The sequence below is a fragment of the Tepidimonas sp. genome (assembly GCF_036824975.1).
Taxonomy (GTDB): Bacteria; Pseudomonadota; Gammaproteobacteria; order Burkholderiales; family Burkholderiaceae_C; genus Tepidimonas.
Genome location: NZ_DAISZC010000049.1, coordinates 1 through 15,946 on the forward strand (window position 1 = coordinate 1; position 15,946 = coordinate 15,946).

Here is a 15,946-nt window from a genome sequence, read left to right on the forward strand (position 1 = left end):
CTAAGCGGCGCGCTCCGTCACAATAACGTCCATGGCAGAAAAAATCGTCGCCGTCAAAGGCATGAATGACATCGTCGCGCCGGAGTCGGCGCATTGGGAATGGCTGGAGGGGCAGGCACGCGCGCTGTTTGCGCGCTACGGCTACCGCAACATCCGCACTCCCATCGTCGAGCCCCTGGCGCTGTTCGTGCGCGGGCTGGGGGAGGTCACCGACATCGTTGAAAAGGAGATGTATGCCTTCGAAGACCGGCTCAACGGCGAGCAGCTGGCGCTGCGGCCCGAGGGCACGGCGGGCGTGGTGCGGGCGGCGGTGGAGCACGCGCTGCTGTACGATGGGCCCAAGCGCGTGTACTACATGGGGCCGATGTTCCGGCACGAGCGTCCGCAGCGCGGGCGCTACCGGCAGTTTCACCAGATGGGGGTGGAAGCGCTGGGGCTGGCCGGTCCCGAGGCCGACGCCGAGCTCATCACGATGGCGGCCGACCTGTGGCAGCTGCTGGGCGTGCAGGACGTGACACTGGAGATCAACACGCTGGGGCAGCCGGCCGAGCGTCAGGCCCACCGGCAGGCCCTCATCGCGTACTTCGAGCAGCATCGCGACCAGCTCGACGCCGACGCCCAGCGCCGCCTCTACACCAATCCGCTGCGCATTTTGGACACCAAGAACCCGCAGCTGCAGGCGCTGGTGGAGGCAGCGCCAAAGCTGCTCGACCATCTGGGACCGGCTTCGCGGGCTCACTTCGAGACGGTGTGCCGGCTGCTTGACGCGCAGGGCATTGGCTACCGCATCAACCCGCGGTTGGTGCGCGGGCTCGATTACTACCACCACACGGTATTCGAGTTCGTCACCACGTCGCTGGGCGCGCAGGGCACGGTGTGTGCCGGGGGGCGCTACGATGGCCTCATCGCCGAGCTCGGCGGTCGTGCGGCCCCGGGCGTGGGCTGGGCCATGGGCGTGGAGCGGGTGCTGGAGCTGCTCAAAGCACAGCAGCGGCTGCCACAGCCGCCGGTGCCCGACGCCTACGCCGTGGTGCCCGATGCCAGTGCCTGGGCGCAGGTGCTGCCGGTTCTGCGCACGCTGCGTGCGGCGGGTGTGCAGGTGTGGATGCATGCCAGCACGCCCGACGGACTGGGCAGCATGAAGGCGCAGTTCAAGAAGGCCGACGCCAGTGGCGCCCGCTACGCGCTGATTTTCGGGATCGACGAGCTGGCGGCGGGGGTGGTGGCGGTCAAGCCCCTGCGCGAGGGGCTGCCCGGGCCGATCGCGGCGCAGACCACGCTGCCGCTGGCGCAGGCGGCGCAGTGGGCCGGCCAGCTGCGTGGCGCGCCCTCTACAATCCCCACCCATTGATCCGACCGGGCAGCGCATGGCCTCGCATTACGACCTCGAAGAGCAGGAACACATCGACCGCCTCAAGGCCTTTTGGGCCGCGTGGGGCAATCTCATTACGTGGGCGCTGGTGGCCGTGCTGGCGGGCGTTGCCGCGTACAACGGCTGGCAGTACTGGGAGCGGCGCCAGGCCCTGCAAGCCACCGCGCTGCTGGACGAGCTGGAGCAGGCGGCCCGAGGGGCTGATGCCGACCGTGTGCGCCGCGTCTGGAGCGATCTGCAGGCGCAGGCCCCGCGCACCGTGCAGGCCCAGCAGGGGGCGCTGTGGACGGCGCGCGTGCTGGCCGAGGGTGGTGACGTGGCCGACGCGCGGGCGGCGCTGCAGTTTGCCGTCGAGCGCGGGCGCGACCCGACGCTGGCGGCGCTGGCGCGGCTGCGTCTGGCGGCGCTCGAACTCGACGCCGGCCAGCCCGACGCCGCGTTGCGCTGGCTGCAGGCCGAACTGCCCCAGCCGCTGCAGCCGTGGGCGGCCGACCGCCGGGGGGACGCGCTGCAGGAACGCGGCGAGCGTGACGCGGCGCGCGAGGCCTATCGTCAGGCCTGGGCGGGGCTGCCCGTCGACAGCGGCTATCGCGCCATCGTCGAGGCCAAACTGAACGCCCTCGGCATCGATCCCGCGCTATCGGAGTCCAAACCGTGAAGATGCCCGACAAGTCTCCTCTGCCCGCGCGCCTGGGCGCTGCCGCGCTGTCCCGCCGTCGCTGCACGCTGTGGCTGTCGGCCGCGGTCCTGGTACTGGCCGGTTGCACCTCGGGGTCGAAAAAACCGCAGCCCGCGCCGCTGGAGCCGGTGGTGCCGCTGGTGCCGGTGCGTGCCGTGTGGCAGCTGCCGGTGGGCGCGGTCGATGCGCTGCTGGTGCCCGCCGTGCAGGGCACTACGTTGGCGGTGGCCAATGCAGCGGGTTCGGTGATGGTGATCGATGGCGACAGCGGACAGGTGCGCTGGCGCGCCGACGCCGGCGCGGCGTTTGCCGCCGGTGTCGGCTTCGACGGTGAACGCGTGGCGCTGGTGACACGCGACAACGAGCTGGTGGCGCTGACCGCGCGTGGCGTGGCCTGGCGTCAACGGCTGCCTGCGCGGGTGTACACCGCCCCGCTGGTGGCTGGCCGGCGCGTGTTCGTGCTGGCCGCCGACCGCAGCCTCAGCGCCTTCGATGCCGACAACGGGGCGCGGTTGTGGAACCAGGCCAGCCGGGGTACCGAGCCGCTGGTGTTGCAGCAGCCCGGAACGCTGACGGCGGTGGGCCATACGCTGGTGGCGGGCATTGGCGGTCGGCTGGTCGGCGTCGATCCTGACAGCGGTCGGTTGCGCTGGGAGGCGGTGATCGGCCGCACGCGTGGTGCCACCGAGATCGAACGCTTGGTCGACATCGTCGGCCGGGTGGGACGCGACGGTGACGTGGTGTGCGCGCGCGCGTTTCAGGCGGCGCTGGGGTGTGTCGATGCGGCGGCTGGGCGGTTGCTGTGGACGCAGGCCGCCGATGGCGCCACCGGTGTGCAGGCCAGCGCCGAGCACGTGTACGCGGTGGAGTCCAATGGTCGGGTGCTGGCCTTGGCGCGCGCCGACGGGCGGCGCGTCTGGGCGCAGGAGCGTTTGCTGCATCGCACCCTCAGCGCGCCGCTGGCCATTGGGCGGACGCTGGCCATCGGTGACGCGCAGGGCCACGTGCATCTGCTGGCGCGCGCCGATGGCACCTTGGTCAACCGGCTCACCACCGATGGCTCGCCCATCGTCGACGGGCCGCTGCGTGTGGGCAACACACTGGTGGCGGTGACGCGCAACGGTGGGGTGTACGCCTGGCGTCCGGAATGAGCGGCTTCAAACCCGTCATCGCGCTGGTCGGCCGTCCCAACGTCGGCAAATCTACGCTGTTTAACCGCATCACCCAAAGCCGCGATGCGATCGTGGCCGACCTGCCCGGGCTGACGCGCGACCGGCACTACGGTCAGGCGCGGCTGGGCCGACGTGAATTTATCGTTATCGACACCGGAGGTTTCGAGCCCGAGGCCACCAGCGGCATCTACCGCGAAATGGCGCGCCAGACCCAGCAGGCGGTGGCGGAGGCCGACGTGGTGCTGTTCGTCGTCGACGCCCGTGCCGGGCTGAGCGCCCAGGACCACGACATCGCCAACTATCTGCGCCGCCTAGGCAAACCGTGCGTGCTGGTGGCCAACAAGGCCGAGGGTATGCGCGCAGGCGCGCAGCTGGCCGAGTTCTATGAACTCGGATTGGGTGAAGTGGTGCCGGTGTCGGCTGCGCACGGGCAGGGCGTGCGTTCGCTGCTCGACAAAGCGCTGGCGCACCTGGCTTGGCCGTCTGCGGACGATGAGGACGCGCCGGCCCAAGCCGACGACGGTGACGTCATTCGGCTGGCCGTGGCCGGGCGCCCCAACGTGGGCAAGTCCACCCTCATCAACGCTTGGCTGGGCGAGGAACGCCTGGTGGCCTTCGATCTGCCCGGCACCACGCGCGACGCCATCCGCGTGCCGTTTGAGCGCGAGGGGCGCCGCTTCGAGCTGATCGACACCGCCGGCTTGCGCCGCAAAGGCCGGGTATTTCAGGCGGTGGAGAAATTTTCGGTCGTCAAAACCCTGCAGGCCATCGAAAGTGCGCACGTCGTGCTGCTGCTGCTCGACGCCACCCAGGGGGTGACCGAGCAGGACGCGCACATCGCGGGTTACATTCTGGACAGTGGGCGCTCGGTGGTGCTGGCCATCAACAAGTGGGATGCCGTTGATGACTACCAGCGTGAGCGGGTACGGCGTTCGGTTGAGGCGCGGCTGGGCTTTTTGCGCTTTGCGCCGCTGCACACCATCTCGGCGCGGCGCCGCCAGGGCATTCAGGCGTTGTGGCCCTCTATCATCCGCGCGCACGCGTCGGCCATGGTCAAGATGCCCACGCCCGTGCTGACCCGGCTGCTGCAGGAGGCCGTGGCGTTTCAGGCCCCGCCCAAGAGTGGCGCCTTCCGCCCCAAGCTGCGCTACGCGCACCAGGGGGGGCAGAATCCGCCAGTGATCGTCATCCACGGCAATTCGCTGGAGCACGTCGGTGATGCGTACCGGCGCTACCTGGAGGGCCGTTTCCGCAAGGCCTTCGACCTGGTGGGCACGCCGCTGCGCATCGAGCTGCGCACGCAGGACAATCCCTATCGCTGAGTACCCGGATCTGGTGGCGCCGTGTTCGGCACGGCCGCCGCATTTGTGGTATGTTCTGCTCCCCTCGTTTTTTGGAACACGGAAGATATCGTGAGTAACAACAAAGGCCAACTCCTGCAGGACCCGTTTCTGAACCAGCTGCGCCGTGAGCACATCCCGGTGTCGATCTACCTGGTCAACGGCATTAAGCTGCAAGGCCAAATCGAGTCGTTCGATCAGTACGTCGTTTTGCTGCGCAACACGGTCACGCAGATGGTGTACAAGCACGCCATCTCGACCATCGTGCCGGGCCGACCGGTGCACTTCACGGTGGGGCAACCCACCGAAAGCGCCTGAGCGCGCCACAGGCAGGGGCGGCGGCGCCCGCGGGGTTGCCGAACGTTCCTGGTGTGATTCTGGTTGGTGTCGACATCGGCCAGCCGCGTTTCGATGCGACGCTGGACGAGCTGGCGCTGTTGGCCGAGTCCGCCGGCTATCGGGTGTGTGACCGTGTCGTGTGCCGGCGGCGTGCGCCGGACGCGGCGCTGTACATTGGCCGCGGCAAGGCAGACGAAATCAAGGCCCTGGCAGCGGCGCACGGCGCCAGCGAGGTGCTGTTCGACCAGGCGCTCAGTCCGGCGCAGCAGCGCAACCTGGAGTCTCACCTGGGCCTGGCGGTCAATGACCGCATCTTGCTGATTCTGGAGATCTTTGCGCGCCGCGCGCGCAGCCATGAAGGCAAGCTGCAGGTGGAGCTGGCGCGGCTGCAGTACCTCTCGACCCGTTTGGTGCGGCGCTGGACACACCTGGAGCGGCAAAGCGGTGGCATCGGCCTGCGTGGCGGCCCGGGCGAGACGCAAATCGAACTGGACCGGCGCATGATCGCGCAAGCCATCCAGCGCACGCGCGAACGGCTGGAGCGTGTCAAGCGCCAGCGTCAGACGCAGCGCCGCCAGCGCCAGCGGCGTGGCACGTTCAACGTCTCGCTCGTGGGCTACACCAATGCGGGCAAGTCCACCCTGTTCAACGCGCTGGTCAAGGCCAACGCCTATGCTGCCGACCAGCTGTTTGCCACGCTCGATACCACCACGCGCCAGCTCTACCTGGGCGAGGTGGGGGTCAGTGTGTCGCTGTCCGACACCGTCGGCTTCATCCGCGACCTGCCGCACACGCTGGTCGAGGCATTTGCGGCCACGCTGCAGGAGGCGCGTGACGCCGACTTGCTGCTGCACGTGGTCGATGTCGCCGGTCCGCAACACCCGGAACAGATCGGCGACGTGCAGCGGGTGCTGCGCGAGATTGGCGCCACCGAGGTGCCGCAGGTGTTGGTGTTTAACAAGATCGACGCCCTGCCGCCCGAGCGACAGCCCCGGCGCGGGCGTGATGTCGTGGAACTCGACGGCCGCACCGTGCCTCGGATATTCGTCAGCGCGCGCACCGGCGCCGGGCTGGGTACCCTGCGTGCCGTCATCGCCGAGGCGGTGTGTGCGGCGCGTTTCAGTCCCCGCACGCAGCCAGAAGACCGACAATTGGGCACAATCGAGTCATCCGACCACGAACCGCCACAACGCACCCATGAGTGATATCCCCTTGGGAGTCCGTAATCCCAACGAGCCCGCTTTGCCGCCTGGGCTGACGCCTGCCAGCCGCGGATGGCGCCGCCTGCGCGCGGTGTTCAACCTAAACGATCCCCGCTGGGGCCGCGGCGAGGACGACGAGCCGCGCGATGGGCGTGACGGCCAGGGCCGCCGGCCACAAGGTGGGCAAACACCCCCCGATCTCGACGAATTGTGGCGCGACTTCAACCGCAAGCTCGGCGGTCTGTTCGGTGGTCGGGGTGGCAGTCGGCCGCCCGGTGGGCCCGGCTGGGGCCGCGACGAGCGCGAACCCGCCACGCCGCGCGACCCCAAAGGCACCGGGGTGGGCGTTGGCCTGATCGCGGGCGTTGCGGTGCTCATCTGGCTGGGTACCGGTTTTTTTATCGTGCAGGAAGGCCAGCAAGCCGTCATCACCCAGTTTGGCCGCTACCACAGCACCGTGGGGGCGGGCTTTAACTGGCGTCTGCCGTACCCGATTCAGCGGCACGAGACCGTCTTCGTCACTCAGATCCGCTCGGTCGATATCGGGCGCGACGCCATCGTGCGCGCCACCGGCTTGCGCGAATCGGCTATGCTGACCGAGGACGAGAACATCGTCGAGATCAAATTTGCCGTGCAGTACCGTCTGAGCGATGCGCGGGCCTACCTGTTCAACAGCCGTGACCCTGACGCTGCGGTCGTCAAGGCGGCGGAGACAGCGGTGCGCGAGGTGGTGGGCAAGATGAAGATGGATGCGGCGCTGGCCGAGGAGCGCGAGCAGATCGCGCCGCGCGTGCGCACGCTGATGCAAACCATCCTTGACCGCTACCAAGTCGGCATCGAAATCGTCGGCATCAACTTGCAGGCGGGCGGGGTGCGCCCGCCGGAGCAGGTGCAGGCGGCCTTCGACGATGTGCTCAAGGCCGGACAGGAGCGCGAGCGCGCCAAAAACGAGGCCGAAGCCTACGCCAACGACGTGGTGCCGCGCGCGCGCGGTGCGGCGGCGCGCCTCATCGAAGAGGCTGAAGCCTACAAGGCGCGCGTCGTAGCGCAGGCCCAGGGTGATGCGCAGCGCTTCGCGCTGGTGCAGGCCGAATACGCCAAGGCGCCGCAGGTCACGCGCGAGCGCATGTATCTGGAGGCGATGCAGGAGATTTACAGCAACGTGACCAAGGTGCTCATCGACTCGCGCCAGCAGTCCAATCTGCTGTACCTGCCGCTGGACAAGATCATGCAGCAGGTCAGCGCTGGCGCGGGCGGGGTGGGTTCTGCGGCCGACAACAGCGCTGCAGCCAGTGCCGGCAGCGCGTCGGCGGGGGGTGCGGCGGGCGGCGGTGCGACCAGCGCCGCCGATGCGCGCAGCCGCATGGACCTGCGCAGCCGTGACCGCGAAGGACGCTGAACGGAGCCAACCCCATGATCAACCGCATCGGATTCTTCGTTTCCTCGCTGCTGGTGCTGCTGGCTGTGGCCAGCTCCACCGTGTTCGTCGTCGACCAGCGCCAGTTTGGCGTGGTGTTCCAGTTTGGCCAGATCCGCAATGTGGTCACCGAGCCGGGGCTAAATTTCAAACTGCCGCCGCCGTTTCAGAACGTTTCGTATATCGACAAGCGGCTGCTGACGCTGGAGAGCACCGACACCGAACCGACGCTGACCGCCGAGAAGCAGCGCGTCGTCATCGACTGGTACGTGCGCTGGCGCATTTCCGACCCGTCGGCCTACATCCGCAATGTCGGGCTGGATGAGCGCGCTGGCGCCGCCCAGCTCAACCGCGTGGTGCGCAACGCCTTCCAGCAGGAGGTCAACAAACGCACGCTGCGCGAGCTGTTGTCGTCCAAGCGTGAGGAGCTGATGGCCGCAGTGCAGCGCGAGGTGCTGGCCGCGGTGCGCGGCGCCGAAAAGCCCTGGGGCATCGATGTCGTGGATGTGCGCATCTCGCGCATCGACTACGCCGAGTCCATCACCCGCTCGGTCTACGACCGCATGGAGGCCGAGCGCAAGCGCGTCGCCAACGAGCTACGCTCCACCGGTTTCGCCGAGGGCGAGAAGATCCGCGCCGAGGCCGACCGCGAGCGGGAAGTGATCCTGGCGCAGGCTTTCCGCCAGGCACAGAGAATCAAGGGTGAGGGTGACGCCGAGGCGGCGCGCATCTACGCGCAGGCGTTCGGGCGCGATCCGGCGTTCGCGCAGTTCTACCGCAGCCTGGAAGCCTACCGCGCCAGCTTCGGCAGCAAGGGCGATGTGCTGATCGTCGATCCCTCGTCTGAGTTTTTCCGCGCCTTCAGGGGCACGGCGACACCGGCCGGGCGCTAGCTGACACGGGAACCGGGCGGGGTAGAATCCGGCCTTTGCCCGTGTCACCGCTGGACCCCCATGTCTGCCTGGCTGTTGCCGGATCACATCGCTGACGTGCTGCCCGCCGAGGCGCGGCACATCGAGGACCTGCGCCGCACGCTGCTGGAGGCGGCGCGCCGTTACGGCTACGAACTGGTGATGCCCCCGCTGGTGGAGCATCTGGAGTCGCTGCTGACCGGCACCGGCGAGGCGCTCGATCTGCAGACCTTCAAGTTGGTCGATCAACTCTCGGGCCGCACGCTGGGGTTGCGCGCCGACACCACCCCGCAAGTGGCGCGCATCGATGCGCATCTACTCAATCGCCAAGGGGTTACGCGGTTGTGTTATTGCGGGCCGGTGCTGCACACCCGTGCCACGGCCGCCAGCGGCAGCCGCGAGCTGCTGCAGTTCGGCGCCGAGATTTACGGCCACGCGGGTCTGGAGGCCGATCTGGAGGTGCTGGAGTTGGCGCTGGATGCGTTGCGTGCGGCTGGCTTGCGGCGCCTGGGCGTCGATTTGGGTGATGTTCGGGTGGTCGATGCGGTGCTGCACGGGTGCACGCTGTCACCGTCCACGCTGGCGGCACTGCATGCGGCGCTGGCAGCCAAAGATCAAGCCACCCTGGCCGCGATCGCCCAGTCGCTGCCGACCCCGGTGCGCGAACGCGTGCTGACGCTGCCGCGCCTGTACGGCGGTGCCGAGGTACTGTCGGCTGCCGCGGCGCAGTTGGGCGATACTGCCTTACTGCGTGCCGCGCTCGACGACCTGCGCTGGCTGGCCGATCAACTGCGGCAGCGCGACGCGGCGGTGCACCTCACGTTCGATCTGGCCGACTTGCGGGGTTACGCCTACTACACCGGCGTGCGTTTCTCCATTTTGGCTGCCGATGGCGGGCAGGGCGAAGAAATCGCCCGCGGTGGCCGCTACGATGAGGTGGGCGCCGTGTTTGGACGGCGCCGGCCCGCGGTCGGTTTTAGCCTCGACCTGAAGCAGCTGGTACGCCTGCTGCCGACGCCGCCACTGCGCCCGGCCATCCGGGCTCCGTGGCGGCACGATGCGGCGCTGCGTGCGGCCATTGGGCGCTTGCGCGCTGCCGGTGAGACGGTGGTGTGCGTGCTGCCCGGGCATGAGCACGAGGTGGACGAATTTGCCTGCGACCGCGTGCTGGCCGAGCGCAACGGCGGGTGGGTGGTGGTGCCGCTGGAGACGGCGGTCTGAAGGCGGCGCGCCCGACCGCATGGCGGGGCAGTGCTGACGAGTAACGACGAATCGTGTGACGATGGACAACGCTTTCCAGCCCCAGCCGGGGCGCAATGTGGTGGTGGTGGGCACCCAATGGGGTGACGAGGGCAAGGGCAAGCTGGTGGACTGGCTGACCGAGACCGCTGACGGCGTGGTGCGGTTCCAAGGCGGACACAACGCCGGGCACACCCTCGTCATCGGCGGGGTCAAGACCGCGCTGCACCTGATCCCGAGCGGCATCATGCGTCCCGGCGTGCGGTGCTACATCGGCAACGGGGTCGTGCTGTCTGCGGCCAAGCTGCTGGAGGAGATCGAGGGCTTGGAGCGTGCCGGCGTCGAGGTGCGCTCGCGCCTGCGCATCAGTGAGGCGTGCCCGTTGATTCTGCCGTTTCACGCGGCGGTCGATATCGCGCGCGAGGCCGCGAAGGAAAAGGCTGGTGCCGCCAAGATCGGCACCACTGGGCGCGGCATCGGACCGGCTTACGAGGACAAGGTGGCGCGCCGCGCGCTGCGCGTGCAGGACCTCAAGCACCCCCAGCGCTTCGCCGACAAGCTGCGCGAGCTGCTCGATCTGCACAATCACGTGCTGAGCACCTACCTGGGCGCGGCGACGCTGGACTTCGGCCCCGCGCTGCGTCCCTATCTGGACGATGCGGGTCGGGTGCGTTTTGACGCGGTGTACGACGAGGCGATGCGCCAGGCCGAGGCGCTGGCGCCAATGATGGCCGACGTCTCGCGCGAACTCAACGAGGCGCACCGCGCCGGGGCCAATCTGCTGTTTGAGGGTGCGCAGGGCACGCTGCTCGACATCGACCACGGCACCTACCCATTCGTCACCTCCAGCAACTGTGTTGCCGGCAACGCGGCAGCCGGCTCGGGCGTGGGGCCGGGGATGCTGCACTATGTGCTGGGCATCACCAAGGCGTACTGCACGCGCGTCGGCGGCGGCCCGTTCCCCACCGAGCTCGACTGGCAAACCGAAGGCACACCCGGCTGGCACATGGCCACCGTGGGCGCCGAAAAAGGCACCACCACCGGGCGCGCGCGGCGCTGCGGCTGGTTCGACGCCGCGCTGCTCAAGCGCTCGGCCCAGGTCAACGGCCTGTCGGGTCTGTGCATCACCAAGCTCGACGTACTCGACGGCCTGCCGGAGTTGAAATTGTGCGTCGGCTACCGGCTCGATGGCCACGAGGTCGACTTGCTGCCGCTGGGTGCCGACGAGATCGCGCGCTGCGAGCCGATCTACGAGACGCTGCCTGGCTGGAGCGAATCCAGTGCTGGCGTGATCCGCTACGAAGATTTGCCAGCCAACGCCCGCCGCTATCTGCAGCGCATCGAGGCCGTCACCGGGGTGCCCATCCACGTCATCTCGACCAGTCCCGACCGCGACCACACCATTTTGTTGCGCCATCCCTTCGCCGCCTGAACTGGCCCTCCAGCCTCTGCGATTTCAAAGGCCATGCCCATGCTCACCGAAGACGGCAAGCACCTCTACGTCTCGTACGACGAGTACCACAACCTGATCGAAAAGCTGGCCATCCAGATCTACCAGTCGGGCTGGGACTTTGACACCATCCTGTGCCTGGCCCGTGGCGGCATGCGGCCGGGCGACATCCTCAGCCGCATTTTCGACAAGCCGCTGGCCATCATGTCCACCAGCTCGTACCGGGCCGAAGGCGGCACCGTGCGCGGCCAGCTCGACATCGCGCGCTACATCACCACGCCGAAGGGCGAGATCGCCGGCCGCGTACTGCTGGTCGACGATCTGGCCGACTCGGGCCTTACCCTCAAAGCGGTGGTCGAGCTGCTGCGCTCCAACTACCCACCCATCACCGAACTGCGTAGCGCGGTCATCTGGACCAAGGCGGTGTCGATCTTCACGCCGGATTACTCGGTGCAATATCTGCCCACCAATCCCTGGATCCACCAGCCGTTCGAGTGCTACGACAACCTGCGTCCGGCCCAGCTGTTGGCCAAGTGGAAAGTGTGAGCGACCACAGCGGCACGCCGCTGGCCATGGCAGTCGCATGCACCCCGTCGCGCAAGGGAGAGGGCGGGGCCGGTGCGCGCTGGGCAGATCGCACGGCTGCGTCATCCGTGTCCCGGCTCGGCGGCGACCGCTGCTATGCTGTGGGCCTGGGTTCTTGTCCGTACTTGCCGCGATGTTTGGCCCCGAACGCACCGACGACCGGCCACGGGAAACCGCTGGCTTGGCCACCACGCTGATCCATCACCCTTACCAGCCGCCTGCTACGTTCGAAGCGGTGCCCGTCGGGGTGTACAAGGCGTCTACCGTTTTGTTCCCGAACGTCGCCGCGATGCGTGCGCGGCGTTGGCAGGACAAGTCGGGCTACACCTACGGCTTGCACGGAACGCCCACCACCTTCACGCTGGAGGAGCGCATCGCCGCCCTGGAGGGCGGGCGCTACTGCGTGCTGGCCCCCAGCGGCCTGGCCGCCATTGCGCTGGTCGATCTGGCGCTGTTGCGCGCAGGCGACGAGGTGCTGCTGCCCGACAACGCCTACGGTCCCAACAAAGCGCTGGCGGCGCACGAGCTCGCCCAGTGGGGGATCGGACACCGCATCTACGATCCGATGGACCCAGCCGACCTGGCCGCGGCGATAACGCCACGCACGCGATTGGTGTGGCTGGAGGCGGCCGGCTCGGTGACGCTGGAGTTCCCAGATCTGCCCGCGCTTGTGGCGGTGGTGCAGCAGGCCAACCGGGGACGGCAGCGACCCATTGTCACCGCCCTGGACGACACTTGGGGCGCGGGTGTGGCGTTGCGCCCGTTCGAGTTGGGGGTGGACGTGGCCATGCAGGCGCTCACCAAATACCCCAGCGGCGGGGCGGACGTGCTCATGGGTGCGGTCGTCACGCGCGACGAGGCGCTGCACCACACGCTGCTGATGACGCACATGCGCCTGGGGCTGGGGGTGGGGGCCAACGACGCCGAGGCGGTGCTGCGTGGCCTGCCCAGCCTGCCGCTGCGCTACCGGGCACAAGACGCTGCCGCGCGCGAGCTGGCCAGCTGGATGCAGAGGCAGCCATGGGTGGCGCGCGTCTTCCATCCGGCGCTGCCCGGCTCTCCCGGACATGAGGCCTGGCGGCGCAACGCCAACGGTGCTGCTGCCCTATTTAGTGTCGTGTTCGATCCAGCAGTCTCTCCTGAGCGGGTGGATGCTTTTTGTGATGCCTTGCGCTGTTTCCGCCTGGGCTACAGCTGGGCTGGTCCGATGAGTCTGTGTATGCCTTACGACGTGCCGCAGATGCGCGTGCGTCCCTGGCCATACCCACCCCGACTGGTCCGTTTCGCCGTCGGCCTGGAAGAGGTCGAGGACCTGCGCGCCGATCTGGCGCAGGCGCTGCAGACCATCGAGCCGCACTAAGGGCTGGCTGGTAGTCGCATTCGACGGCGGGTGGGTGTGCCGTTTGGCAAGCGGCGCTGCTTGTTGCGCGGCCAATGCGCCACACTACCCCCGAGGCAGCAGCGGCCGCAGCGCGGGCCAGACATTGTCCAGCAGTTGCGGTTGTGCTTTTTCGTTGGGGTGGATGCGGTCCTCCTGAAACAGGGCCGCGGCCTGCGGCCCATCGGCCACGCCAGCCAGGAAGAAAGGCACCAGCGCCACGCGCTCCTCGCGCGCCAAGTCGCTGTAGACGGCGCGAAATTCGGCGCGGTAGCGCTCGCCGTAGTTGGGTGGCATATCCATGCCCAGCAGCAGCACCTTGGCGCCGGCAGCGTGGCTGGCGCGAATCATCGCGCGCAGGTTGTCGCGCGTGGTCTGCAGTGGCAGGCCGCGCAGCGCGTCGTTGCCGCCCAGCTCCACAATGACGATGGCTGGACGGTGGCGTTGCAGCAGTCCAGGCAGCCGCGCGCGCCCCCCCGCTGTGGTGTCGCCGCTGATGCTGGCATTGACCACCTGCACCGGCCGCCCCTGCGTTTGCAAACGCTGCTGCAACAGGGCTACCCAGCCGCTGCCACGCGCAATGCCATACTCGGCGCTGAGCGAATCTCCCACCACCAGAACCACGGCTGGGGAACCGCTGGCCGCACGTGCCGCTCTACCGGGGCAGAGGGCCAAGCCGGCAGCCGCCAGCATCGCGATGGCCACATCCCTGCGACCGATGTCTTGAACGTTTTTCATGAGCCAACCCATCATTGCCGTGCGCCAACTGACCAAGACCGTGCAGGATGCCGACGGCCCGCTGACCATTCTGCACGACGTCAGTTTCGATGTCGTACCGGGCCAGACGGTCGCCATCGTCGGTGCGTCAGGCTCCGGCAAGAGCACGCTGCTGTCGTTGATCGCCGGGTTGGACACCCCCAGCGCCGGGACGGTTCACTGGGATGGCGTCGATATTTTTGTCATGGATGAGGACGCGCGTGCCGCGCTGCGGGCGCGCCGGCTGGGTTTCGTCTTTCAGAGTTTTCAGCTGCTGGGCAACCTGACGGCGCTGGAAAACGTGATGCTGCCCCTGGAGCTGGCCGGGCGGCGCGACGCACGCGCGGCCGCGCGGCGTATGCTCGAGCGGGTGGGACTGGGGCAGCGGCTGGGCCACTATCCGCGTGTGTTGTCGGGCGGCGAGCAGCAGCGCGTGGCGCTGGCACGCGCCTTTGTGGTCGAGCCAGCGGTACTCCTGGCCGACGAACCCACGGGCAGCCTGGATCACGCCACCGGTGAGCGCGTCATGAACCTGATGTTCGACCTCAACCGCGAGCACGGCACGACCCTGCTGCTGGTCACGCACGACGCCGGCATTGCGGCACGCTGCCAGCGCCGCATCGGCATCGAGGCCGGGCGGGCGCGCGAGCTGGGGCGCGACCCAGCCGTCACGCCGCCGCCCGCGACGGCGATAATGCCGGCCCATGGTCAGTGACACCGCGGTACTGTTTGGTTTTCATGCGATTGGCGTGCGGCTCAAGCTCGACCCGGGCTCGATCCTGGAGCTGTATGCCGATCCGGCGCGGCGCGACGCGCGCATGCGCCAGTTTCTGCAGCGGGCGCAGGCAGCGGGGGTGCGCGTCATCGAAGCCGACGGCCAACGCCTGGCGCGTCTCGCCGGCGGCCATCATCACCAAGGGGTGGTGGCGCGTGTGCGGCCGCTGCAGCTGGGGCGCACGCTCGACGATGTCCTGGACCAATTGGACGCGCGTTGTGAGGCCGAGCGCCGTGCCGACCCACCGCTGCTGCTGGTGCTCGATGGTGTGACCGACCCCCACAACCTGGGGGCTTGTCTGCGCGTGGCCGACGGGGCTGGCGCTCACGCGGTCATCGCACCCAAGGATCAGGCCTGCGCCTTGAACGCCACCGTGGCCAAGGTGGCCAGCGGCGCGGCCGATACCGTTCCGTACCTGATGGTGACCAACTTGGCGCGCACGCTGGATGCGCTGAAAGTGCGCGGCATCTGGGTGGTCGGCACCAGCGACGATGCGCCGCGCAGCCTGTACGAGCAGGACTGGCGTGGCCCGGTGGCGATCGTGCTGGGGGCCGAAGGCAAGGGGATACGACCACTGGTGCGCCGCCATTGTGACGAACTGGTGGCCATTCCCATGCGTGGTGCGGTGGAGAGTCTCAACGTTTCGGTGGCCAGCGCGGTTTGCCTGTACGAGGCGGTGCGCCAGCGCCTGTCCCTGGGGGCGCCCAGGTCGGCGTAAGAAGGCCAGGGCGTCATCGCCAGAGCGTGACGCGGTGGTCAGACCAGTCCCAGCACCCCCAGCGCGGCCCCGGCCGCCAGCAACCACAATAGGTGCATCCGGGTGCGCCACACCAGCGCGGCGGTGACGGCGGTGATCAGCCACAGCGCCCATGGCGGCGTCGCGGCGGTGCCGGGCGCGGCGCCGCGTGCCAGCACCCAGCCGGTGGCCCCCAGCAGACCCAGCACCACCGGTGCCATGCCCAGCCGGAACGCCTGTACCGGCCACCAGCTGTGGTGGCGTTGCAGCCAACGGGCGATGCCGTAGGCGAGCAGTGACGACGGCAGCAGCATGGCCCCGAGGGCAAGACCTGCCTCTCCAGCAGCCCGCAGGCCCATGCCGGAGTGCCGGCAGATCCTCCATGATTTAGGGCTCTCATACCTCCTTCAGCAGCGTGCGCGCGATCGCCACGGCCGGCAGATCCTCCATGATTCAGGGCTCTCATACCGCACTGGGGGCACGAGTCACCCACCGCGCAGCCGGCAGATCCTTCATGATTCAGGGCTCTCATACCACCCCATTAGGGAAGGTCTGCACGACCGTCGCGAGCGGGCGAAGCGCAAGGCGCACGGAA

General features: G+C 68.5%; 16 protein-coding genes. 14 read left to right on the top strand and 2 right to left on the bottom strand.

Annotated features, from left to right (window positions below):
* Positions 1–31: 31 nt before the first annotated feature.
* From hisS to V7Z54_RS06925, 12 genes are all read left to right on the top strand, one after another.
* Positions 32–1,351: a histidine--tRNA ligase gene (gene hisS, locus V7Z54_RS06870; protein ID WP_334135373.1), complete on the top strand. Its 1,320-nt coding sequence runs from the start codon at positions 32–34 to the stop codon at positions 1,349–1,351.
* Positions 1,352–1,367: 16 nt separating this feature from the next.
* Entirely contained in the window at positions 1,368–2,030 is a 663-nt protein-coding gene (locus V7Z54_RS06875) for a YfgM family protein (RefSeq protein ID WP_334135375.1), read from the top strand.
* 2 nt (positions 2,031–2,032) lie between these two features.
* A complete protein-coding gene (bamB, locus tag V7Z54_RS06880) occupies positions 2,033–3,202 on the top strand; it encodes an outer membrane protein assembly factor BamB (RefSeq protein ID WP_334135391.1) in 1,170 nt (389 codons plus the stop codon).
* Entirely contained in the window at positions 3,199–4,545 is a 1,347-nt protein-coding gene (gene der, locus V7Z54_RS06885) for a ribosome biogenesis GTPase Der (RefSeq protein WP_334135376.1), read from the top strand. The genes bamB and der overlap by 4 nt, the downstream gene beginning before the upstream one ends.
* Before the next feature lie 90 nt (positions 4,546–4,635).
* On the top strand, positions 4,636–4,881 hold the full coding sequence (gene hfq / locus V7Z54_RS06890) for an RNA chaperone Hfq (protein ID WP_334135377.1): 246 nt from the start codon (positions 4,636–4,638) through the stop codon (positions 4,879–4,881).
* A gap of 56 nt (positions 4,882–4,937) precedes the next feature.
* Positions 4,938–6,107 (top strand): GTPase HflX, encoded by a 1,170-nt coding sequence (hflX, locus tag V7Z54_RS06895; protein ID WP_334135392.1) that lies wholly within the window; start codon positions 4,938–4,940, stop codon positions 6,105–6,107.
* The gene (gene hflK / locus V7Z54_RS06900; RefSeq protein WP_334135379.1) at positions 6,100–7,503 is read left to right on the top strand and encodes an FtsH protease activity modulator HflK; all 1,404 of its coding nucleotides are present in this window, start codon (positions 6,100–6,102) and stop codon (positions 7,501–7,503) included. Before hflX ends, hflK begins: the two co-directional genes overlap by 8 nt.
* A 17-nt stretch (positions 7,504–7,520) precedes the next feature.
* On the top strand, positions 7,521–8,414 hold the full coding sequence (gene hflC / locus V7Z54_RS06905) for a protease modulator HflC (RefSeq protein WP_334135393.1): 894 nt from the start codon (positions 7,521–7,523) through the stop codon (positions 8,412–8,414).
* A 60-nt stretch (positions 8,415–8,474) separates the two neighbouring features.
* Complete coding sequence (locus V7Z54_RS06910) at positions 8,475–9,653, top strand: ATP phosphoribosyltransferase regulatory subunit (RefSeq protein WP_334135380.1); 1,179 nt, start codon at positions 8,475–8,477, stop codon at positions 9,651–9,653.
* Positions 9,654–9,714: 61 nt separating this feature from the next.
* Positions 9,715–11,103: an adenylosuccinate synthase gene (locus V7Z54_RS06915; protein ID WP_334135382.1), complete on the top strand. Its 1,389-nt coding sequence runs from the start codon at positions 9,715–9,717 to the stop codon at positions 11,101–11,103.
* A gap of 39 nt (positions 11,104–11,142) precedes the next feature.
* On the top strand, positions 11,143–11,667 hold the full coding sequence (locus V7Z54_RS06920; protein ID WP_334135383.1) for a phosphoribosyltransferase: 525 nt from the start codon (positions 11,143–11,145) through the stop codon (positions 11,665–11,667).
* Positions 11,668–11,839: 172 nt separating this feature from the next.
* Positions 11,840–13,066, top strand: a complete 1,227-nt coding sequence (locus V7Z54_RS06925) for a PLP-dependent transferase (RefSeq protein ID WP_334135385.1) — start codon at positions 11,840–11,842, stop codon at positions 13,064–13,066.
* Positions 13,067–13,150: 84 nt separating this feature from the next.
* Here the strand turns inward: V7Z54_RS06925 and V7Z54_RS06930 are convergent, their stop codons facing one another.
* On the bottom strand, positions 13,151–13,822 hold the full coding sequence (locus V7Z54_RS06930; protein WP_443082447.1) for an arylesterase: 672 nt from the start codon (positions 13,820–13,822) through the stop codon (positions 13,151–13,153).
* On the opposite strand from V7Z54_RS06930, the gene V7Z54_RS06935 reads away from it, so the two are divergent.
* Both V7Z54_RS06935 and rlmB read left to right on the top strand, forming a co-directional pair.
* Positions 13,821–14,555, top strand: a complete 735-nt coding sequence (locus tag V7Z54_RS06935) for an ABC transporter ATP-binding protein (protein WP_334135386.1) — start codon at positions 13,821–13,823, stop codon at positions 14,553–14,555. The two genes, V7Z54_RS06930 and V7Z54_RS06935, sit on opposite strands and share 2 nt — an antisense overlap.
* Entirely contained in the window at positions 14,545–15,333 is a 789-nt protein-coding gene (gene rlmB, locus V7Z54_RS06940; RefSeq protein WP_334135388.1) for a 23S rRNA (guanosine(2251)-2'-O)-methyltransferase RlmB, read from the top strand. Before V7Z54_RS06935 ends, rlmB begins: the two co-directional genes overlap by 11 nt.
* Positions 15,334–15,371: 38 nt before the next feature.
* Here rlmB and V7Z54_RS06945 read toward each other — a convergent pair whose 3' ends face one another.
* Positions 15,372–15,710, bottom strand: coding sequence for a chromate transporter (locus tag V7Z54_RS06945; protein ID WP_443082448.1), 339 nt, complete (start codon positions 15,708–15,710; stop codon positions 15,372–15,374).
* Positions 15,711–15,946: the final 236 nt, after the last annotated feature.